Source organism: Curtobacterium sp. MCLR17_051 (assembly GCF_003234395.1).
Taxonomy (GTDB): domain Bacteria; phylum Actinomycetota; class Actinomycetes; order Actinomycetales; family Microbacteriaceae; genus Curtobacterium; species Curtobacterium flaccumfaciens.
Map to the genome: position 1 here is coordinate 15,344 of NZ_QKTA01000001.1, position 20,428 is coordinate 35,771.

Sequence of the window (20,428 nt, forward strand, 5' to 3'; positions counted from 1 at the left end):
CACACCGTGACCAGGTACCTCATCACCGGCGCCGCCGGCATGCTCGGCCAGGACCTCCAGGCCGCACTCGCCGGCCGCGACGTCACCGCGCTGTCGCGGGCGGACCTCGACATCACCGACCCGACCGCGGTGGACGCCGCCGTCGCCGGGCACGACGTCGTGATCAACTCGGCCGCCTACACGAAGGTCGACGACGCGGAAGACCACGAGGACGACGCCCACGCGGTCAACGCGACGGGGCCGAAGCTCCTGGCCGAGGCCGCGGTCCGCCACGGCGCGAAGCTCGTCACCGTGTCGACCGACTACGTCTTCGACGGCAACGGCACCGCGCCCTACGCCGAGGACGCCCCGACCGACCCGATCAACGCCTACGGCCGCACCAAGGCCGCCGGCGAGGCGTTCGTGCGCGCGATCGCCCCGGACACCTCGTACGTCGTCCGCACCGCGTGGATCTACGGCGCGCACGGGCCGAACTTCGCCGCGACGATGCTCCGGCTCGCAGGGTCGCACGACACCGTCAGCGTCGTCACCGACCAGGTCGGCCAGCCGACGTGGACGGGCGACCTCGCCGCACGGATCGTCGAGCTCATCGACGGGGACGCCCCCGCGGGCATCTACCACGGGACGAACGCCGGCCAGGGTTCCTGGTTCGACTTCACGCAGGCCATCTACCGCGAACTCGGGCTCGACCCGGAGCGCGTGCTGCCCACCGACAGCGCCGCCTTCGTCCGGCCGGCGCCGCGCCCGGCGTACAGCGTGCTCGGCCACGACGGCTGGTCGCGCGCCGGACTCGCGCCGATGCGCGACTGGCGCGACGCGTTGCACGCTGCGGTCGCGGCGGGTGCGCTGACCGCGTAGGCACGGCTCTCGACCGGGAGGCGCGGGTCGGGTTCCGCACACCGCGGACCCGACCCGCGCCTCCTGTCCGACCACCGACCGCGCCCAGGGGGCGCCGGGACCACCCTGGTAGTGTCGGGCAGCCGAGCGCGGGGCCGGCCCTCGGCCCCCTGACCACGGGTCCACGAACCACGACGAGGAGCACAGCACCATGACCACCCTCCACGTCATCGTCGACCAGATCGTCGCGCCCGTGCCGGGCGGCATCGGGCGCTACGCCGAGGAGCTCGCGCGACACCTCGTCGAGCACGCGCCGAGCGGCTGCGAGGTCGCGGGTGTGGTCTCCGCCGTCGGGTCCGACGAGATGGCGCACCTGCGCACGCTCCTGCCCGGACTGTCCGACCTGCAGCGACTGCCGCTGCCACGTCGTGAGCTGTCGCTCGCCTGGCAGGGCGGGTTCGTGGGCGGCATCGCGAAGGGCATGGTGCACGCGCCGAGCGTGCTCGCACCACTGGTCAAGCACGACCGTTTCCAGGACCCGGGCCGGCAGACCGTGGTGACCGTGCACGACGTGGTGCCGTGGACCAACCCCGAGACCCTCACGCCGCGCGGCGTCCACTTCCACAAGGCGATGGTGAAGCGGGCGTGGAAGCACGCCGACGCCGTCGTGGTGCCGACCCACGCCGTGGCGGGGGCGCTGAACGAGATCCACCGGTTCGACGACCGGCTCCGCGTGATCGGCGGTGCCCCGAGCGGACGCCTCCGCCTGCCCGTCGACGCCGACCTGCGCGCCGAGCGCCTCGGCCTGCCCGACCGCTACGTGCTCGCGGTCGGCACGCTCGAGCCGCGCAAGGCCCTGGCGTCCCTGATTGAGGCGATGGCCCACCCGGATGCCCCCAGCGACGTGCCCCTCGTCATCTCCGGCCCGGACGGCTGGGGCGACGTCGACGTGTACGGCACCGCGGAGCGCGCGGGACTGTCGCGCGACCGGGTGAAGGTCCTCGGCCGCATCGACGACGCGGACCTCGCGGTGGTCTACGACCGTGCGACGGTGTTCGTGTTCCCCAGCCTCGCCGAGGGCTTCGGCCTGCCCGTGATCGAGGCGATGAGCTTCGGCACCCCGGTGATCCACTCCGACGACCCCGCCGTGGCAGAGGTCGCGTCGGACGCCGGCGTCACCGTCGCGCGGTCACCGCGGGAGTCCTACTCCGCACGGCTTGCACAGGCCGTCTACCAGGTCGTGAACGACCCGCAACTGTCCAGCCGGCTGGCTGTGGCGGGGCCGGACCGTGCACGCATGTACGACTGGTCCGACTCCGCCGCGGAGACCTGGCAGCTGCACGCCGACCTCTGACGGCCGGAGCGCGTCAGCCCTTGTACGTGTAGGTGCTGACCCAGTCGATGTACAGGTGCCCCGCGTCGCCCCAGTCGCCCACCTGGAACATGTAGCGGTGCGCGGTCTTCGGCACGTCGTAGGTGATCGTCTTGATCACCTTGCCGTCGAGGCGGTAGCGCACGGACTTCCCGGGGATCCACTCGATCGAGTACGTGTGCCACGAGCGCCACGAGACGCCGGTGCTCAGGCTCGTCGCGTTGGCCTCCTGGCCCGCGATCATCGAGTGGTGGTGCAGCATCGGCTGCTGGTCGAAGTTGGCCTCGGGGTAGTCGATCTCCCCGTCGGCCCAGCGGTCGGACGACGGCCAGAGCATGAATGCTGCGCCGTTGCCGGCGCCGCCCGTGGCCTTGGCGCGGACGATGAACTTGCCGCCCTTGTGGCCCCAGGCTCCCGTCGGTGTGCCGAAGGTGCCGGCGGCGCCGTGCTTGCCGTCGAGCTTGACGTCCATGTACCCGTTGTGCGAGCTGATCTGCGAACCCGAGTAGTACATGCCGCCGGTCCCGTCCGGGTACGGCTGCCACGAGTTGGCGTACTTCTTGGCGAAGGCGCCCTTCGCACTGGCCGCGGTGCTGAACTGCTCGCGGAAGGTCTGCTTGAAGTTCCCGACGTCGCCGAGCGGTGCCGAGCTGGCGGTCGCTGCGGTCCCCTGACCGAGCGGTCCGGCGACGAGTGCTGCTCCGAGGAGCACGACGGCGAGTGCGGCCCTCCTGGTGGTGCGCTTCTGCATGAGGTCGGTCACTCCCTGACGTGACTGTTCGCACCCGTTCCCGTGGGTGCCGGGCGGCCGGATCTCGGCTACCCGGCGTTCACGGTAGTTGCTGTCCACAATCTGCGCCTGGGGGTTGACACTTCAGCGCACCCCCAGTACACGGGGCTTGCGCGAGGATCAGCCGTCGGGCAAGAAGTCCTGGTCAGTGCGCGTGGCGTGGCGTCGGCATCGGTCGGATCAGCCGCGCGCCGACGTCGGGTGGTGGGGTCAGGGACGTGCGCGACGGCGTCGAGCGACCACGGCGACCACGACGGCGGCCACCACGGCGAGGACGGCGACGACCGCTGCGGCTTCGGCGACGTGGAGCGCCGCGAACCACGAATCGAACTGCGACTTCGTCGCCACGACGTCCGGGCCCGCGCCACGGAACCACCCCGCCACGGGGTTCACCGGACCGGCCGCGCGCGCAGCGACCACGCAGACCACCGCGGCGACCACGGCGACCGCGGAGAGGACGAGGACGAGGACGGGGACGGCGCGGCGCATCCCGCTACCGTAGCGCGGCTCGGACCCCACAGCGGCGGCCTCAGAGCGAGTCGCGGAGGCGCGCCGCCTTCTCCTCGACCAGGCGCTCGAGCCCGTCGGCGTACTCGGTCAGGCGAGCGGCGACGACCGGCTCCGAGGAACCGATGATGCGCGCGGCCAGCAGACCGGCGTTGGCGGCACCGTTGATCGCCATCGTCGCGACCGGGATCCCCGCCGGCATCTGCACGATGGAGAGCAGCGAGTCGAGGCCGTCGAGACGCGCGAGCTGCACCGGGACACCGATCACCGGGAGCGTCGTCATCGAGGCCACCATGCCCGGCAGGTGTGCCGCGCCACCGGCCCCGGCGATGACGACCCGGATGCCACGGGCGGCGGCGCCGCGGGCGAAGCGGGTCATCTTGTCCGGCGTGCGGTGCGCCGACACGACGTCCGCCTCGAACGGGATGCCGAGTTCGGTGAGGATGTCCGCCGCGGCCCGCATGGTGGGCCAGTCGGAGTCCGACCCCATGATGATCGAGACGAGCGGCTGTGCGGGTGCGGCGGTGTCGGTCACGCGACGAGCCTAGCCGAGCAGCACGCGTCGCCAGGTGTCGCGGTCACGGCCGATCGTGCGGTCCTCGGCGACCCAGCGGGCCGCCCCCTCGTCCGCCCGGCCACGGTCGACGGCGGTCCGGACGGCGTCCCGCCACGCCGGCACGTCGTCCGGCACGGCCACGGCGCCGTGGGCCCGTGCGACGGCGTAGGACGGACGGTCGGACACCACGGCGGGCAGCCCGAGCGCGGTGTACTCGAGGAACTTCAGGTCGCTCTTCGCGCGGTTGAACTCCTCGTCGCGGAGCGGTGCGACGCCCGCCCGCCAGCGCTCCCGGTGCGCCACGAGCCATCGGGAGAACGCCGGGTAGTGCCCGTCGGGCACCTCGACCCGGCGGAACCAGTCGGCACCGCCCTCGTCGGTCACCCCGATGACCTCGAGCCGGATCGGGGTGCCGTCGGCGGTGGTGAGGTCGGCGAAGACGTCTCGCAGGAGCTCGAGGTCGGCGGCGTGGGTGAGCGTGCCCATGTACAGCACCCGGTGCTCCCCCGCGGGCCGCTCGTCGTCGTCCGCGGTGGGGCCGGCAGTCCAGATCGTCGGGTCGAGGGCGTTCGGCACGACGACGACGTCCCGCGCCACCGGACGGACCACGTCGGCGAGTTCGGGCGTGCTCACGACGACGGTGTCGGCACCGCGCACCAGGGCGTCGATCGAGGCGAGCCGGTCGGGGTCGTACTCGGCGCGGGCCAAGCGAGCGCGTCCGGACTCGGTGAAGAAGTCGTCGTCGACCTCGGCCACGACGCGGATGCCCCGGGAGGCGGCGGCTGCCAGGAACGGCTGCACGCTGTCGAGGGGAAGGATGTCCCGCTGCACCAGGAGTGCGGCGTAGGGCGCCTGGTCGGAGCCGTCGACGAACGCCGCCGGGTCCACCTGGCGCACCTCGGCGGTGCCGCTCGCGGCCAGGTGCTCGGTGCGGCGGACGACACGGACGTGTGCCGAGGCCGGGTGGGCGCCGCCACCGCCCGCGACGACGTACCCGAGGACGGGCAGGGGCGCCGGCTGTGGCGGGGCACCTGCGACGGCGCGGCGCAGGCGTCCGGCGGCCCGGCGGACGAGATCACGCGGCATGCGCCCATCCTCTCGCACGCCGCGCACCGTGCGACGAACGCCGCACGGAGAACGCCGCGCGGAACGCCGCACGGCGGACGCCGCCTCAGCGCACCGTCACCGTCCGGCACGGCGACGCCCTGCGGTCCGCTCCGCTCCCGGTGTTGTGGACGACCGCGCAGACGGTGTGCTTGCCGGCCGCCGCCCGGACGGTGCCCGCGAAGCCGTGCGACCCGCCGGAGCCCCAGGTCGCGTCCACGTCGGCGCGCTTCCGACCGGCGTCCAGCGACGTCACCCGCTTGCCGTCGACGGTGATCGCCACCCGGCTCGCCGAGGCCACCGCGTCGCCGTCGAACGCCCAGCCGCGCACCGCGATGCCCCGGGTCACGGCCTTCGCGGACTCCAGTTCGGCGTACGGGTCGTGCCGGTAGGCGCGGACGGTCGAGCAACCGAGCGGGGTGTCCGACCCCGCGCCGATGTTCACCGCGGTGACGCAGACGCGGCGAGCACCGGCCGCGGTGGGCACCACGACGTCGAAGCCGTGGGTCGCGCCGACCCCGGAGCGTGCGTCGACGTCCGGCCGGTCGAGCCCGGCGGTGGTGACGCCGGCCGGGACACCGTCGACGGTGGCCCGGACCCGCACGGGCTGCGTGGGGTCGTCCTCGTCGTAGGCCCACCCGGACACGCGGACGCCGCCGCCGGTGCCGGCGACGGCCTCGAGCGTGCCACGGGGGGTCAGGTCGGCGGCGGGCACACCCAGGCGTGCGTTCGCGACGAGGGCCTGTGCGTAGGTCGAGAACCACTTGCCGGCGGCCGGCGCCCCGTTGCAGGTGCCGTCGCTCGCGCCGGGGGTCTTGACCCACAGCAGGGCGTCGAGCGCCGTGCCGTCGGACACCACCCGGGGCGAGGTGCCGAGCCCGGCCCCCGGCCCGTTGCACCAGGTGCCACGCCAGCCCTGCCCGTTGCGCGAGGTGTCGATGACGTAGTGCGAGCCCCCGGTGGCAGCGGACACCTTCTGCGCGTACGCCTGCTCCTGCGCGGTCGGGTAGTAGTTCGCCACGTTGGTGAAGAACCCGCGGGCCTGCTGGACGCCCGCGCTGTTCAGCCGCGACGCCATCAGCGCGGGCTGCACCCAGTTCGAGTTGCCCGCGTCCAGGTAGGCGGGGACCCCGGCGGCGGTCAGCCCGGCGACGGTGCGGGAGAGGATCCGGTAGCGCTGCTCGTCGAGCGCGGTGCTGCACTTGGCGTTGCTGAGCATCGCGAGCGAGTCCGGTTCGACGATGACGGCTGCGCGGTGTCCCGCCAGCGCCGCGGTGACCTGGTCGACCCACGCGTCGTAAGACCCCTCGTCGAAGCCGCCGGCGGAGTACCCGCCGCAGTCACGGTCGGGGATCGCGTAGAGCACGAACACGGGGGTGGTGCCGGACTGTTCGGCACCGGTGAGGGCAGTGCTGATGGTCTTGGTCAGCTGCGTCCCCTGGCTCCAGTCGCCGAGCCAGGTCGCGACGGGGTACCCGGCGATGGTCTTCGCCGCCGCGGCCCCGGCCGGGTCGGTGGCGGCCAGGGCGGCCTGCGCCTTCGCGGCCTCGCTCGTCGGCGACCGGTACGGCCCGGCGCCGTAGAGCGACGCGGACGTGGCCGAGCGGATGGTCGAGGCCGAGGTCGCTGCGGACGCGGTCGCGGTCGGCAGCAGGCCGGCGACGGCTGCGACGAGGGCGATGGCTGCACCGCAGACGGCGGCACGACGCGGACGGCGGCGCATGGGGACTCCCTGGACGGTGGGCGCGGACTGTACCAGGGGAACATGCGCTCCCGGCTCCCGCCAGCCTCCCGAGCGGGTGCCACCCGAGGGGGTGTCCGCAGAGCGGCCGACAAGTGTGTCCCGCACCCGTGACGGACGGGAGGCCCGTGGCGGCGTCGCCACGGGCCTCCCGTCCGTCATCCGGTCACGTCGAGGACGCGACCCGGTGTCGCGGACACCGCCTCAGTCGTCGAAGTGCGCCGCGGCCGCGCGGGCGCGGTAGACGACGTCGTCGACGTCGTCGCCGAGCACCGTGACGTGCCCGATCTTCCGGCCGGGCCGGGGCGCCTTGCCGTAGAAGTGGTACTTCGCCTCGGGGAAGGCGTCGAGCGCTGCGGGGTACCGGGCGGCGAGGTCGCCGTCCGCGGGCCCGCCGAGCACGTTGACCATGACGGACGCGGGGGCGAACGAGCCGGTGGCCCCGAGCGGCAGGTCGAGGACGGCGCGCAGGTGCTGTTCGAACTGGCTCGTGGTGGCGCCGTCGATGGTCCAGTGCCCGGTGTTGTGCGGACGCATCGCGAGCTCGTTGATGAGGATGCGCTCGTCGTCGGTCTGGAACAGCTCGACCGCCAGCACGCCGGTCACACCGAGTTCCTCCGCGATGCGGACGGCGATCGACTCGGTCAGGTCGGCGATCCGGCCGGCGCTGTCCGGCGCCGGTGCGATGACCTCGGCGCAGACCCCGTCGCGCTGCACGGTCTCGACGAGCGGCCAGGCGACGACCTGCCCGGAGGGACGGCGTGCCACGGACTGCGCGAGCTCGCGGGTGAAGGGGACGAGCTCCTCGACCAGGAGGGCCTGGTCGCCGCCGGCCTCGGCCACGGCGATGAACCAGTCGTCGACGTCGGACGCGTCGGAGACGACCCGGACGCCCTTGCCGTCGTACCCGCCCCGCGGCGTCTTGACGACGGCACGGCCACCGTGGTCCGCCAGGAACGCTCGGAGGTCGTCGGGTCCCTGCACGGCCGCCCAGTCGGGCACCGGCAGTCCGAGTTCGCTCAGCCGGCGACGCATGGTGATCTTGTCCTGGGCGACGGCCAGCGAGTCCGGTCCGGGGTGGACCGACACGCCCGCATCGACCAGGCTGCGCAGGACGTCCTGCGGCACGTGCTCGTGGTCGAAGGTCACGACGTCGACCTGTCGGGCGAATTCGAGCACCGTGGCGGCGTCGTGGTAGTCGCCCTCGGCGGTGGCGGCGATCGCGGCGGACATGCCCGGCCCCTCGGCGAGCACCCGGATGTCGATCCCCAGTTCGACCGCGGCCGGCACCATCATCCGTGCCAGCTGTCCTCCACCGATGACCCCGACGCGCAACGCCATGCTGTGTGATCCTTCCGGCGCTCCCACCGTGCGGTGGGAACGCGTTGTCTACAATCGCTGTTCGGGTCGCGCTCTGCACGACCGGTCACAACTCTACGGATCCTGGAGGGCTCGTGCGGCGCCTCATCGCCCAGCTGGCACGCTTCGGCGTCGTCGGTGCCGTCGGCTTCGTCGTGGACACCACGGTGTTCAACGTGCTGCGCATCACCGTCCTGAACCCCGAGGACGTCCACTCGGGGCCGTTCTGGGCGAAGGTCATCTCCACCGTCGTGGCGATCTTCGTGAACTGGATGGGCAACCGGTACTGGACGTTCCGCGAGCAGCGTCGCGCCGTGGCCACCCGCGAGGGCATCGAGTTCGTCGTCGTGTCGCTCGGCGGCATGGTCATCGCGCTCGCCTGCCTCGGGGTGTCGCACTACGCGATGGGGCTCACCTCGGTGCTCGCCGACAACGTCGCGAACATCATCGGGCTCGTGCTCGGCACGGTCTTCCGGTTCTGGCTCTACAAGGTCTGGGTCTACCACCCCGAGCGCACGGCCACGCAGCCGGCCGCCGCGGACGAGTCGGTGTCCGACGGCCCGCGGGTCCCCCACGACGTCTGACCTAGGATCGGTGGGGTGACGGCCGAGATGACCACCACCCCCGCCCCACCCCGCACCGCGCGCTGGGAACGTGTCGCGATCGCGGTGATCACGGCGACCTTCGGGCTCTGGCTGGTGGCGTGGGCGTTGCTCGTCCCGGTGTTCGAGGCCCCCGACGAGACCGCGCACATCGACGCCGCCGTGCACGTCGCCCTCGGGGACGCGTGGGCGGCCCCCGGCGAGCTGCACGTCACCAACGCCGTGCAGGCGGCCAAGGTCGAACAGGCGACGAAGCCGTCCAACGAGTGGTCGACGGTGAGCGAGCTGCTGCAGAACGCACCAGGACCCTCGGCGACGGTCAACCAGATGACCCAGCACCCGCCCACCGCGTACCTGGCCGGAGCCGCCGTGCTCCGGGCCGTCGACTTCGGCGAGCTCCGCTGGGACCACGCGTTCGTCGCTCTCCGGCTGGCCGACGTGCTGGCCGTCACCGCGCTCCCGCTGCTCGCCTGGGCGTCGGTCCGCCGGGTGACCCGCAGCCCCCGCGCCGCGCTGATCGGGGCCCTCGCCGTGTTCGCGACGCCCGAACTCGCGTCCATCGGCTCGTCGTTCTCGAACGACGCCCCGGTGCTGCTCGTCGCCGGGATCGTCGTCTGGCTCGCCACCCGTCTGCTCACCGGCGACACCCGCTGGCGCACCACGATCGCACTGGCGGTGGTCCTCGGGGCCCTGGTCTGGATCAAGGGCACCGGGTTGCCGGCGGTGCCGTTCGTCGCGGTGGTGGTGCTGTTCGCCGGTGCCGGGGTGCTGTCCCTGCGGCAACGGATCGTCCGCACGGTCGTCACGATGGCGGTCTCCGGAGGCATCGGTGCCTGGTGGTGGCTGCACAACCTCGTGTCGTACGGCCGGATCCAGCCGAACGGCTACACGGCGATGCGGCCCCCGAAGGACTTCCCGCCGGGCGAGAGCCCCACGCTCGGACACTTCCTCGACGTCAGCTGGGGCACCCTGTCGCGCACGTTCTGGGGCAGCTTCGGCGGTCGCGCCCAGGTGACCATCGGCGACCTGCTCACCGCCGTCCTGACCCTCGTCGCCCTCGTGGTGCTGGTCGGCTGGGCGTTCCGCCGCGGCCCGGACCTGCGGGTGGCCCTGTGCCTCGCGGTGTTCCCGGCGCTCCTGATCGGCATCCAGAACCGCACGAGCGCGCACTCGTACCTCACCACCACCGAGGTCGCCGCCACCCAGGGCCGGTACTACTTCCCCGCGATCGTCTGCCTGATCGTGCTGAGCGCGCTCGCGTGGCGACGACTGGTGCCGGCCGGCCGGGCACGCACCTGGGCCGCGGTGGCGCTGGCCGTCGTGCTGCCCGCGGTGGGCGTGTACGGCTTCGCGGTGGCGTCGGCCTGGTTCTGGAACGCGGCGCTGTTCCCGGTGACCGGCCGCGGGCTGCTGCGGTACTCCGAGATCGGGCCGGTGCCACCCGCGGTGCTCGTCGTCGTCGTGGCCCTGGTCGCGGTGGGGCTCGTCGCGTCGGTCGTGCAGGTCGCGCGCGCCGACCGTCGGACCCTGTCGACGACGGTTCCCGTCCGCTGACACGCCCGGCTGCGGAGCGCCGCGGTGGCACGACGTGCCGCAGGCGCGGCGCCGAGGGGTCGCGAACTGTCGGCAGGCGCGGCCGCAGGCGACACTTCGTGACCCCTCGGCGGACGGCGCGCGGCGTGCGGTGGACGCCCCACGAGACGGACGGGAGGCCCGGTGCCAGCTGGCACGGGCCTCCCGTCCGTCATCACGCGCGACCGGTGCCCCACTCCGTGAGCAGGAATGGTCGGGTCCGTCATCCGGACCCGACCATTGCTGCTCACGAAGCGCTGCGCGCGCCGCGCGTCAGGCGGCGGGGACGCCGCCCTCGACCGCGGAGGGGTCGTCGGTCGGGCGGTTGCGCCGGAACCACGTCGGGGCCGCGGCGCAGAGCAGGAAGAGTCCGTCGACCGCGAGGCTCCAGACACGGGTGACGACGACCACGACCAGTGCGATGGGCGCCGGCATGACGAGCGCCAGCAGGAGGGCCTGCACGCCCTCGCGGACGCCGAGTCCACCGGGGGCGAAGACGGCCAGCATGCTGATCGCCGAGGCCATGCTCGCGGCACCGATCACGAAGGCCGCGTCGGTGAGCTTCAGCGACGGGTACACGCCGAGGGTGATGAAGTAGTACGCCGTGCCGGACAGCACCGCACCCGCGACGTAGAGCCCGGCTCCGCCGAGGACCGTGCCGAGGTTCGGACGGACGTCGGCCTCGAGCGGCTTGCGACGCAGGATCTTCAGCGCGATCCCGATCAGGAACACGAACACGCGCGGGATCAGGCAGACGACGCAGCCCACGAACGCCGCGATCATCAGGACGATGAGCCACGGGTCGAGGTTGTGCGTGCGCGGGTCGATGAGCAGCAGCACGAGCGCCAGGGCCAGGGTCGCGGCGATCTGCAGGGCGCCCTCGAGCAGCCCGCTCACGCCGAGGCGGGCCTTCGAGACGCCGTGCTTCGAGGCGAAGTAGACCTTGCCGATGATCCAGGTCGCGGCACCGGGGATGTAGCGGCCCATCCAGGACTTCGCGTACACGTAGGTCAGGGTGACGCCGCTGCCCTTGAGCCCGGTCGCGCCGAGCCGTCGCAGCAGGTAGAACCAGATGCCGACACCCCAGTACCGGAAGCCGAGGCTGATCACCGTCGCGAGGATCACCCACGACCACTGCCAGTCGAGCCCGGCGAGCTGTCCCCAGTCGACGCTCCGGACGTACAGCACGAGGAACACCGCGAGCAGGACGTAGAAGGCGATGGGGATCGCCTTGCCGAGGAACCGTCGTCGCTTCGACGGACGCTTCCCCTCGGGCGCGGGGGTGTCGCTGGTGCTTGCGGACAAACGGGTCTCCTGCTCAGGTCACGGGCTCAGGTCATGGTAGACGCTGGGGCGGGCCGCTCCCTGCGGTGCTGCCGCAGGGAGCGGGTGCCGGGGACGTCACCGGTCGAGCGTCACCGGGCGAGCTTGACGATCTGCACGCGGCAGGGGATCTCCGGGTCCGTGGAGCGGTCGGCGCTGCACGAGATCGTCGCGTTGTACGTGCCGACCAGCTTGCCGGCCACCGAGTAGTCGCGGGCCGGGGCGGTCGCCGGGTCGAACTGCACGAAGTACTGCACACCCTCGTCGATGAACAGGTTGCGCATCGCGTCCGAGTGGTACGTGTAGCCCTGACCTGAGCGACCGTACACACGCGTGTCGGTCAGGAACGCGAGCGAGGAGAGCGAGCGGTAGTTCGAGCCGATGACGGTGGCGTCCTCGGGCAGCGCGCCGCTCGCCCGGATCTGGTCGGCGAGCCGGACGATCTCCGGCACGTCGGTGGGCCCGAACACGCGCAGCGCCTCGGTGCGGTTGACCGACGGGTAGAACGGTGCCGGGGACCCGAACCAGTTCTGCGTGTACGAGGCGATCGGCACCACGGCGATCGCGACGCACGCCACGATCGTCCGGACCACACCCCGACGGCGCACCAGCCGCCAGACGGCCGGCAGCATGAGCGCCCCGATCATCGCCGTCAGGTAGAACAACGGCCAGTAGTACCGGGCGTTGCCGCCGCCGCTCGACGACGAGGTGATCATGCCGTAGCCGACGAAGTACACCAGGGTCGTCGCCGCGACGATGCAGGTGAACGCGTAGCGGCGGAACCGCACGACACCGATGACGAGTGCCGCCGCGAAGAGCAGGGCGATCGGCGCCGCGAACGGGGCGAAGGTGCTGATCTTCTGCAGGTAGTACGGCAGGGCGAGCATGCGCTCGTGCAGGTAGTACCCGGCGCGGGCCGCGATGCCCGACTCCTTCGTGACCTTCGGCGCGGTGTCCTCGGTGGTCGACTGCGTGGGCGGCGGCACCACGGCGGGGTCCGGGTTGTCCATCGGGCCCTGCTTGTAGACCGACGGGGTGAAGTCCTCGTTGGGCGAGAAGGCGTGGTCGTTGGGCGGGACCGGCAGGAACGGCCAGTCCGTTGCGCGGCCGCCGTCGTCGAACTTCGAACCGATGTTGACCGACAGCGACGACCCGAGCGTCACCGTGCCGTACTTGAGGGTCAGTGCGCCGACCCACGGGGCGATGACGACGGCGAACACGACGATCGTGGCGACCGGGGCCGTCCACCAGTGCCGGACGGGCTCGCGGCGGCGACGGGCGGACCAGACGCGCAGCAGCAGCCAGAGGATCACCGCACCGACGGCCACGGGCAGCAGGAAGAGCTTGGTGAAGTACCCGAGCGCGGCCACAACGCCGAGCACCGCGCCGGAGGCGACCCGCGCACGCGTCGAGCCGTGCAGCGCCTGGTCGGCCCACCGGAGCGCCCAGAGGAACCCGACGATCCACGCGACGACGAGCAGGTCCGGGGTCTGCACCGACACGGCGCTCATCAGGGCGGGGATCGCGGTGACCATGAAGAGCACGGCCGGGACGATGCGGTGGTTCTGCGACCAGACCAGCCACCCGCCGATGCCGAGCACGACGGCCACGGCGAAGCAGTTCACGATCGCGAAGGCCGTCTGCATGCCGAGCCCGAGGGCGATGAACGGCGCCATCATCCACGAGACCAGCGGCGACCAGTACGCGTTGATCGCGTCGGGCAGCCAGCCGTTCGCGTACTCGCGCGCGATGCCCATGTAGGAGATGCCGTCGACGTTCGTCACGCCGAGGCGGTTGTGGTACGCCACGGCGGCGCTCAGGGCGACCCCGATCACCACGAGGACGCCCAGGATCAGGGGTGCGACGACGTGCCGGTACCGTCGCGCACCCGCCCCCGAACGCCGTCGTGCGGGCTCGTGGGTGCTCTGCGGTGCTGCGGTCGTCGTCACGGTCACGTGCTTCATCATGACATCCGTTCGCTTGCCGGACCGCACCGAGGCGGATCGCGGGCCCCGCTCGGCGTGTGGGAGACTGCCGGGGACCCCGCTCCGACCACCTCGAGGACGTTCGTTGGCCACCGAAACCCGCGCAGCCGAATCCGCAGCCGAACCGACGGCGGCCGCTCCCCGCGCAGGGGGCCGGCTCGAGTTCCCGTACCTGGACGGGCTCCGCGGTCTCGCCGCCCTGGCCGTGGTGTTCTACCACGCGTACCTCTTCACCGGGACGACCGGCACCGGGCCGACCGAACTGCCGTGGCTCCGACCGTTCATCGGGTGGGGCTACCTCGGCGTCCCGCTGTTCATCGTCCTGTCCGGCTACGTCCTGATGCTGCCCGTGGTGACCCGGTTCGACCGCTACCGGTTGCCCGGCGGCTTCTGGAAGTTCATCTGGCGCCGCGCCCGACGGATCATCCCGCCGTACTGGGCGTCGCTCGTCGTCTTCGCGCTCATCATCCTGTTCGTCCCGGTGATGGGGCAGCCCGGCGGCACCCAGTGGGACACGAAGCTGCCGATGGGCTGGGGCACCTTCCTCACGCACTTCTTCCTGGTGCACGACTTCTTCCCGCAGTACATCGGCAAGATCAACGGCCCGATGTGGACGGTCGCCGTCGAGTGGCAGATCTACTTCCTCATGCCGCTGCTGATCCTGCCGCTCTGGAAGGTCTTCGGCGGGTGGGCGACCGCGTCCTCGCTGGTCCTCATCGGCATGTGGATGGGCTCCGAGAGCCGCTACTCGTGGATGCACCCGTGGTTCGTCGGCCTCTTCGCGGTCGGCATGCTCGCCGCCGAGCTCACCGTCAAGGCCCGTGACGAGCACCTGACCGGCAAGCTGAACGCCTCGAAGCTCGGCGGTCCGCGGTGGCAGAGCGGCGTGTTCGTGGCCGCGATGTTCGTCGGCATGCTCCTCGTCTTCTTCCGCAACCGCGACTACTGGCAGCACCAGACCTGGCCGTCCGAGGTCGTCCTCGGCATCTTCGCCGGCATCCTGCTGACCTGGATGGGCCGCAAGGCGGTCACCGGGGAGCACACCTGGCTCGCACGCTTCTTCGCGTGGAAGCCGTTCGTGCTCGCCGGCCTCGTGTCCTACACGATCTACCTCTTCCACAGCCCGTTGCTCGGACTCGGCAACCTGCTGCTCCTGCCGATGGGCCTGTACCCGAAGTGGCAGTTCCTGATGATGGTCTTCGTGGTGATCCCGATCACCCTGGCGATCTGCGTCGGGATGTGGTGGCTCGTGGAGCGCAACTTCCTGAACCGCCGGCAGAAGCACGCCACCCGCGAGGTCTCCTCGCGCGGGCGCCTGCCCGAGGTCGAGACGGACGACGAGGGCACCCGCACCGCCCGCTAGCCCCGACAGCGGACACCGCATCCGACGCTGCCCCTGTGCGTCTCACGGACAGGTGTCGCCGAGTCCGGGTAGCATCGCTCGGACCGCGGCGTGGGAGATCAGGCCCACGGCATCTCGACAGGGAAGACGAGACCACATGCGCGCACCCATCAGCAGGATCCTCGGGCTCGGCACCGCTGCCGCCGTCGCCGGGGTCATCACCTTCGGCAGCGGCCCGGCGGTCGGCGCGACCGCCACCGCCGCCGCAGGCACCGACACCGGTCAGCAGCTCTCCATCGCCGAGATGGACCGCACCGGCAACCACACCATGGGTGCCGGCATCGCCGCCCACGCCGGTGAGACCCACATGACGACCTCCCCCGACGCGACCTCGGGCGGCGGCGTGAGCGCACAGTCCCTCAGCTCGTCGGCCGCTGCCGCCACCGCCGGCGGGCCGCCCCCCGGCCGAGTGCAGGGCTTCGACATCAGCGCGTGGCAGCCGAGCGTCAACTTCCTGCAGGCCTACCGCAACGGCGCCCGGTTCGTGTACGTGAAGGCGACCGAGGGCACCTCGTACGTCAGCTCCACCTACAAGCAGCAGTACGCCACCGCCAAGCAGCGCAACCTGTACCGCGGCGGCTACGTCTACGCCCAGCCGAGCCAGGCGAGCGGCGCCGCGACCGCGAACTACTTCTTCGCCCACGGCGGCCAGTGGAGCAAGGACGGCAAGACCCTGCCGCCGCTGCTCGACATCGAGTACGGCAGCGCCGCCCAGGGCACCTGCTACGGCAAGTCGTGGGGCGCGATGCGCACCTGGATCAAGGACTTCAACCGGACCGTCGTCGCCAAGACGGGTCGGTACCCCGCGATCTACACCACGACCGACTGGTGGAAGCGCTGCACGAACAACAGCAACCAGTTCTCGAAGAACCCGCTGTTCGTCGCGATCTACCCGGTGAAGAACTTCACCACCCCCGGCACCCTCGGACGCAGCTGGTCGAAGTGGACCTTCTGGCAGTGGGCGGCCAGCGGCACGCTCCCCGGCGACCAGGACGTCTACCGCAACGACATCACGTACCTGAAGCGCTTCGCGTCCCGGACGAGCTGACGCCCGTCAGGGACGTCGCTGCGATCGACGGCCCTGCCACCAGCCGACGGCGAACAGCACCGCGCCGACGAGCAGGAACGGCCCACCCGCGAAGACGAGGAACGCCGCACCGAACGGGAAGCTCCCGCCGGTCGCGGCGTACACGGTGAGGATCAGCGCCCCGGTTCCGGAGACGGCTCCGCCGATGGCGGCGGTGACGCCGCCGGCGACGGTGAGGGATCGACGCTCGGTCATGTCGTCAGCCTAGGGGCGCGCGCCCCCGGCGCTCGGCCACCGCGAACGGACAGGAGGCCCGTGGCGGTGTCGCCACGGGCCTCCTGTCCGTCACGGGCGCGGGTTCGCACCCGCCGTGTCAGCGCACAGTGTCAGCGGACGTCGCGCGTCGCCTCGGCGAAGTCGGCGTCGAGGGCGGTCGCCATGCGGGCCACGCCCTGCGCGAGCTGCGCGCGGACCGCGTCGCGGTCCGCGTCGAGCGCCTCGAGCTGCGCCGTGACGTCGTCGACGAACGTGGGCTCGAGTGCCGCCTCGATCGGCTTCGAGTAGGCCTGCTGGCCCATCTGCTCGAAGAACAGACGGCCCTTGTCGACGTAGTAGAGCACCGCGGCGGGGACCCCGGCGATGGTCGCGACGATCGCCGAGTGCAGGCGGCTCGCCAGGAACAGGCGGCTGCGCGACATCAGCCCGGCGTACTCGGACGGCGAGAACTCGTCGGCCTCGACCACGTGGGTGCGGTCGGCGTGCCGCATCAGCGCGATGACCTCGCGGGCGAAGGCGGCGTCACCCTCGGACGCCTCCATGTGCATCGGGTAGAACACCACGTCGGCGTCCCAGCGGTCGATCACACGGTCGGCGAGGTCGGCGACGGCCTGCCGGTAGGTCACGAGCTTGTCGCTGTCGACACCGGTCTGGCGGAAGCGCTTCGGCAGGAACCGGAACGGGATCCAGCCGCTGCGCTTGTAGTGGAACCAGCGACGGACGCCGAAGCCGATCGAGCCCTCGAGCTGCTCGGCGGTCAGGCCGGTGGTGCGCTCGAGCCGCTCGAGCACCTCGGCGTCGGGCGGGGTGACCGTCCCGACGACCGCGGGGTCGAAGGACGACACGATCGGCGTCTTCACGCCCCAGGACAGGAGCTTCTCGCGGGACTCGTCGTCGCGGACGGCGAAGGCGCTGCACAGGTCGACGGTGGCGCGGATCAGGCGCTTGCTGACCCCGGCGGTGGTCGGGCCGATGCCCTGGAACGCCCCGACGAGGTTCTTGTTGACCGCACGGACGAGCAGCATCTTGCCGAACCAGTACACGAGGCCGAGCTTGTTCGTGTAGTCCTTCAGGATCTCGCCGCCACCCCAGAGCACCACGTCGGCGCCGCGAGCGGCACGGAGCAGCGCGAACAGGTCGCCGATGCCGGTGCTGTACGGGGAGACCGGCAGGAACCGGATCCCGAACCACGCGGCGTCCCGCTCGGGGTACTGGGACAGGGACACGATCTCGGCGTCCGGCCACCGGCGACGGACGAGCTCGACGTTGCCGGCGAGGATCGCCCGGTCCCCGCGGTTGTGGGGCGAATCGCTATTGTGGATCAGTACGCGCACGGGGTGAGAGCCTACCGGACCGTCCCCCGCCAGCCCCGGAAAGGCACGATGTCCCGCACCACTCGCTCCGCCCGCTCCCGCCAGGACCGCCCCCGCCTGCTCGTCCTGGGCTCGACGTTCCCGGCCCGTCCGGACGACGGCGTTCCGGCGTTCGTGCTCGACCTCGCCCACCAGGAGGCCACCGAGTTCGACACCCTCGTGCTCACCCCCCGCGTGCCGGGCGGTGCCGCGAAGGAGCGCCTCGGCGAGGTCGAGGTGCGCCGCTACCCGTACTTCCCGCGTCGCTTCGAGGACCTGGCCGACGGCGCGATCCTCGACAACCTCAAGGAGCGGCGCTCCCGCATCGTGCAGGTGCCCGCGCTCGTGCTCGCGCAGTACCTGACCGTGCGGCGCGTGGTGCGCTCCGCGAGGCCCGACGTCATCCACGCGCACTGGGCCATCCCGCAGGCCCTCGTCGCGACGCTGGCCGCCCCGGGTGTGCCCGTCGTCGTCACGACCCACGGCGGGGACATCTACGCGCTCCGTGCGGCTCCCCTGGTCCGGCTCAAGCGCTGGATCTTCGGACGGTCGGCGCACGTCACCACCGTGAACTCCGAGATGCGCGAGCGCCTGACCGAGTGGGGCGTCCCCGAGTCGCGCTCGACCGTGATCCCGATGGGTGTCGACCTCGGCCCGGCCCGCGACACCCGTGCCCGCGTCGCGCCGCAGGAGCACCACGTGGTCGCGGTCGGTCGTCTGGTCGAGAAGAAGGGCTTCGGCAACCTGATCGAGGCACTCCGCGGCCTGGGCGACGACGTGCCCTGGCGGCTCACCGTGGTCGGCGACGGCCCGTACCGCGCCCAGCTCGAGCAGCAGGCGGCGGGGCTGCCGGTGACGTTCCTGGGCCAGCGGGGCCGCACCGAGGTGCTCGAGACCCTCGCGTCGGCCACCGTCGTCGCGGTGCCGTCGATCCCCGCGGCGAACGGCGACCAGGAAGGGCTGCCGGTCACCCTGCTCGAGGCCGCGGCGGTCGGGGCCGCGATCGTGGCGAGCGACCTGCCGGGCATCCGGGACGTCGTGCAGGACGACGTGTCCGGCGTGCTCGTGCCCCCGGGCGACGTCCCGGCGCTCCGCGCAGCACTGCAGCGCGTGCTCACCGACGACGCAGCGCGCTCGCGCTACCAGGAGCAGGCCGTCGTCTCGGCAGCGGAGTTCTCCACCGAACGGATCGGCGAGCGTTACCGGGCGGTGCTGCGCGCGGCCATCGGCTGACGACGCGGCGAACACACCGGAGGCCCGGTGCCGGTCCCACGGACCGGCACCGGGCCTCCTGTCGGTCGCGGCTAGCGTCCCATGCCGCGGTACGTGAAGCCGGCGGCGGTCCACGCGTCACGATCGAGGCAGTTGCGGCCGTCGATGACGACGGGCGACGCCACGAGTGCGGCAGCGGCGGTCGCGTCGAGCTCCCGGAACTCGGTCCACTCGGTGAGCACGAGCACGAGCTCCGCCCCGCCCAGCGCCTCGGCCGCGCTCTCGACGTAGTCGAGCTCGGGGTGCACGCGGCGTGCGGTGACGACGGCCTCGGGGTCGTACGCCGAGACGACGGCGCCGAGTTCCTGCAGGCGGGCTGCGATGTCCAGGGCCGGCGAGTCGCGGACGTCGTCGGAGTTCGGCTTGAAGGCCAGGCCGAGCACCGCGACGCGCTTGCCGCTGACGACCCCGCCGAGCAGCTCCTGCGCCAGCTCGACGACGTGGGCGCGACGACGCAGGTTCGTGGCGTCGACGTCGGCCAGGAACGCCAGGGACTCCCCGACGCCCAGCTCGTTCGCCCGCGCCTGGAACGCACGGATGTCCTTCGGCAGGCACCCGCCACCGAAGCCGAGGCCGGCGTTCAGGAACTTCCGGCCGATGCGGGCGTCGTGGCCGATCGCGTCGGCGAGCGCCGTCACGTCGGCACCGGCGACCTCGGCGATCTCGGCCATCGAGTTGATGAACGAGATCTTCGTGGCGAGGAACGCGTTGGCGCTGATCTTCACGAGCTCGGCGGTGGGCAGGTTGACGACGAGTCGGGGCGTGCCGGTGGACAGCGCCTCGGCGTAGACCTCGTCGAGGGCGGCGACGGCCTGTTCGCCGGCCTCGCCGTCCGGCACGCCGTAGACGAAGCGGTCCGGCGCGATGGTGTCCTGCACGGCGAAGCCCTCACGCAGGAACTCGGGGTTCCAGACGAGCGTGGCACCGGGGACGGCCTCGCTGACCTCGGCGGCCAGGCGTGCGGCGGTACCGACGGGCACGGTCGACTTGCCGACGACGAACTCGCCGGCGGACAGGTGCGGGGTGAGCGCGGCGACGGCGGCGTTGACGTAGGTCAGGTCCGCGGCACCGGTGGGGCCCTGCGGGGTGCCGACGGCGAGGAAGTGCACGCGGGCACCGGCGACCTCGGCCATGTCGGTGGTGAACCGGATCCGACCGGACTCGAGGGCCTCGGTCAGGATCTCGGGCAGGCCGGGCTCGAAGAAGGGGGCCTCGCCCGCGGCGAGCCGCTCGATCTTGGTGGGGTCGACGTCCACGGCGACGACCTCGTGTCCGAGTTTGGCCATGGAGGCGGCGTGCACGGCACCGAGGTAGCCGCAGCCGATCACAGAGATACGCACGTCGAAGAAGG

18 protein-coding genes are annotated in these 20,428 nt (G+C 72.1%); 7 read left to right on the forward strand and 11 right to left on the reverse strand.

The features are described from left to right. The first annotated feature begins 6 nt into the window (after positions 1-6). Both rfbD and DEJ06_RS00080 read left to right on the forward strand, forming a co-directional pair. On the forward strand, positions 7-858 hold the full coding sequence (gene rfbD, locus DEJ06_RS00075; protein WP_111038013.1) for a dTDP-4-dehydrorhamnose reductase: 852 nt from the start codon (positions 7-9) through the stop codon (positions 856-858). 190 nt (positions 859-1,048) lie between these two features. Then, complete coding sequence (locus DEJ06_RS00080; protein ID WP_111038014.1) at positions 1,049-2,191, forward strand: glycosyltransferase family 1 protein; 1,143 nt, start codon at positions 1,049-1,051, stop codon at positions 2,189-2,191. A gap of 13 nt (positions 2,192-2,204) precedes the next feature. Here DEJ06_RS00080 and DEJ06_RS00085 read toward each other — a convergent pair whose 3' ends face one another. The 6 genes from DEJ06_RS00085 to DEJ06_RS00110 form a co-directional block, all read right to left on the reverse strand. After that, positions 2,205-2,972: a family 16 glycosylhydrolase gene (locus DEJ06_RS00085; protein WP_111029466.1), complete on the reverse strand. Its 768-nt coding sequence runs from the start codon at positions 2,970-2,972 to the stop codon at positions 2,205-2,207. Between the two features lie 237 nt (positions 2,973-3,209). Continuing rightward, on the reverse strand, positions 3,210-3,488 hold the full coding sequence (locus tag DEJ06_RS00090; RefSeq protein WP_111038015.1) for a hypothetical protein: 279 nt from the start codon (positions 3,486-3,488) through the stop codon (positions 3,210-3,212). 40 nt (positions 3,489-3,528) lie between these two features. After that, complete coding sequence (gene purE / locus DEJ06_RS00095) at positions 3,529-4,041, reverse strand: 5-(carboxyamino)imidazole ribonucleotide mutase (RefSeq protein ID WP_111031915.1); 513 nt, start codon at positions 4,039-4,041, stop codon at positions 3,529-3,531. A 9-nt stretch (positions 4,042-4,050) separates the two neighbouring features. After that, complete coding sequence (locus DEJ06_RS00100) at positions 4,051-5,148, reverse strand: hypothetical protein (RefSeq protein ID WP_111038016.1); 1,098 nt, start codon at positions 5,146-5,148, stop codon at positions 4,051-4,053. 85 nt (positions 5,149-5,233) lie between these two features. Continuing rightward, positions 5,234-6,889 (reverse strand): glycoside hydrolase family 6 protein, encoded by a 1,656-nt coding sequence (locus tag DEJ06_RS18465; protein ID WP_111038017.1) that lies wholly within the window; start codon positions 6,887-6,889, stop codon positions 5,234-5,236. A gap of 222 nt (positions 6,890-7,111) precedes the next feature. After that, positions 7,112-8,248: a 5-(carboxyamino)imidazole ribonucleotide synthase gene (locus DEJ06_RS00110; protein ID WP_111038018.1), complete on the reverse strand. Its 1,137-nt coding sequence runs from the start codon at positions 8,246-8,248 to the stop codon at positions 7,112-7,114. A 113-nt stretch (positions 8,249-8,361) separates the two neighbouring features. Here DEJ06_RS00110 and DEJ06_RS00115 point away from each other — a divergent pair, with 113 nt between their 5' ends. Both DEJ06_RS00115 and DEJ06_RS00120 read left to right on the forward strand, forming a co-directional pair. Beyond that, a complete protein-coding gene (locus DEJ06_RS00115) occupies positions 8,362-8,850 on the forward strand; it encodes a GtrA family protein (protein WP_071406423.1) in 489 nt (162 codons plus the stop codon). Between the two features lie 15 nt (positions 8,851-8,865). Next, positions 8,866-10,422, forward strand: a complete 1,557-nt coding sequence (locus tag DEJ06_RS00120) for a DUF2142 domain-containing protein (protein WP_111038019.1) — start codon at positions 8,866-8,868, stop codon at positions 10,420-10,422. Between the two features lie 291 nt (positions 10,423-10,713). Here DEJ06_RS00120 and DEJ06_RS00125 read toward each other — a convergent pair whose 3' ends face one another. Both DEJ06_RS00125 and DEJ06_RS00130 read right to left on the reverse strand, forming a co-directional pair. Next, on the reverse strand, positions 10,714-11,745 hold the full coding sequence (locus tag DEJ06_RS00125) for a lysylphosphatidylglycerol synthase domain-containing protein (RefSeq protein WP_111029461.1): 1,032 nt from the start codon (positions 11,743-11,745) through the stop codon (positions 10,714-10,716). A 110-nt stretch (positions 11,746-11,855) separates the two neighbouring features. Continuing rightward, positions 11,856-13,727, reverse strand: a complete 1,872-nt coding sequence (locus tag DEJ06_RS00130) for a glycosyltransferase family 39 protein (protein WP_111233383.1) — start codon at positions 13,725-13,727, stop codon at positions 11,856-11,858. Between the two features lie 106 nt (positions 13,728-13,833). Here DEJ06_RS00130 and DEJ06_RS00135 point away from each other — a divergent pair, with 106 nt between their 5' ends. Together DEJ06_RS00135 and DEJ06_RS00140 are read left to right on the forward strand one after the other, a co-directional pair. After that, positions 13,834-15,111: an acyltransferase gene (locus DEJ06_RS00135; protein ID WP_181433031.1), complete on the forward strand. Its 1,278-nt coding sequence runs from the start codon at positions 13,834-13,836 to the stop codon at positions 15,109-15,111. A 136-nt stretch (positions 15,112-15,247) separates the two neighbouring features. Further along, positions 15,248-16,198, forward strand: coding sequence for a GH25 family lysozyme (locus DEJ06_RS00140; RefSeq protein WP_111038021.1), 951 nt, complete (start codon positions 15,248-15,250; stop codon positions 16,196-16,198). A 6-nt stretch (positions 16,199-16,204) separates the two neighbouring features. On the opposite strand, the gene DEJ06_RS00145 is transcribed toward DEJ06_RS00140, so the two are convergent. Continuing rightward, positions 16,205-16,432, reverse strand: coding sequence for a hypothetical protein (locus DEJ06_RS00145; RefSeq protein WP_111029457.1), 228 nt, complete (start codon positions 16,430-16,432; stop codon positions 16,205-16,207). Between the two features lie 131 nt (positions 16,433-16,563). Further along, entirely contained in the window at positions 16,564-17,787 is a 1,224-nt protein-coding gene (locus tag DEJ06_RS00150) for a polysaccharide pyruvyl transferase family protein (protein ID WP_181433309.1), read from the reverse strand. Positions 17,788-17,835: 48 nt separating this feature from the next. On the opposite strand from DEJ06_RS00150, the gene DEJ06_RS00155 reads away from it, so the two are divergent. Next, positions 17,836-19,038 carry a glycosyltransferase gene (locus DEJ06_RS00155; protein WP_146245772.1) on the forward strand — a complete coding sequence of 401 codons (1,203 nt, stop codon included), beginning with the start codon at positions 17,836-17,838 and terminating at the stop codon, positions 19,036-19,038. A gap of 71 nt (positions 19,039-19,109) precedes the next feature. Here DEJ06_RS00155 and DEJ06_RS00160 read toward each other — a convergent pair whose 3' ends face one another. Next, the gene (locus tag DEJ06_RS00160; RefSeq protein WP_071406414.1) at positions 19,110-20,417 is read right to left on the reverse strand and encodes a UDP-glucose/GDP-mannose dehydrogenase family protein; all 1,308 of its coding nucleotides are present in this window, start codon (positions 20,415-20,417) and stop codon (positions 19,110-19,112) included. Positions 20,418-20,428 lie beyond the last annotated feature (11 nt).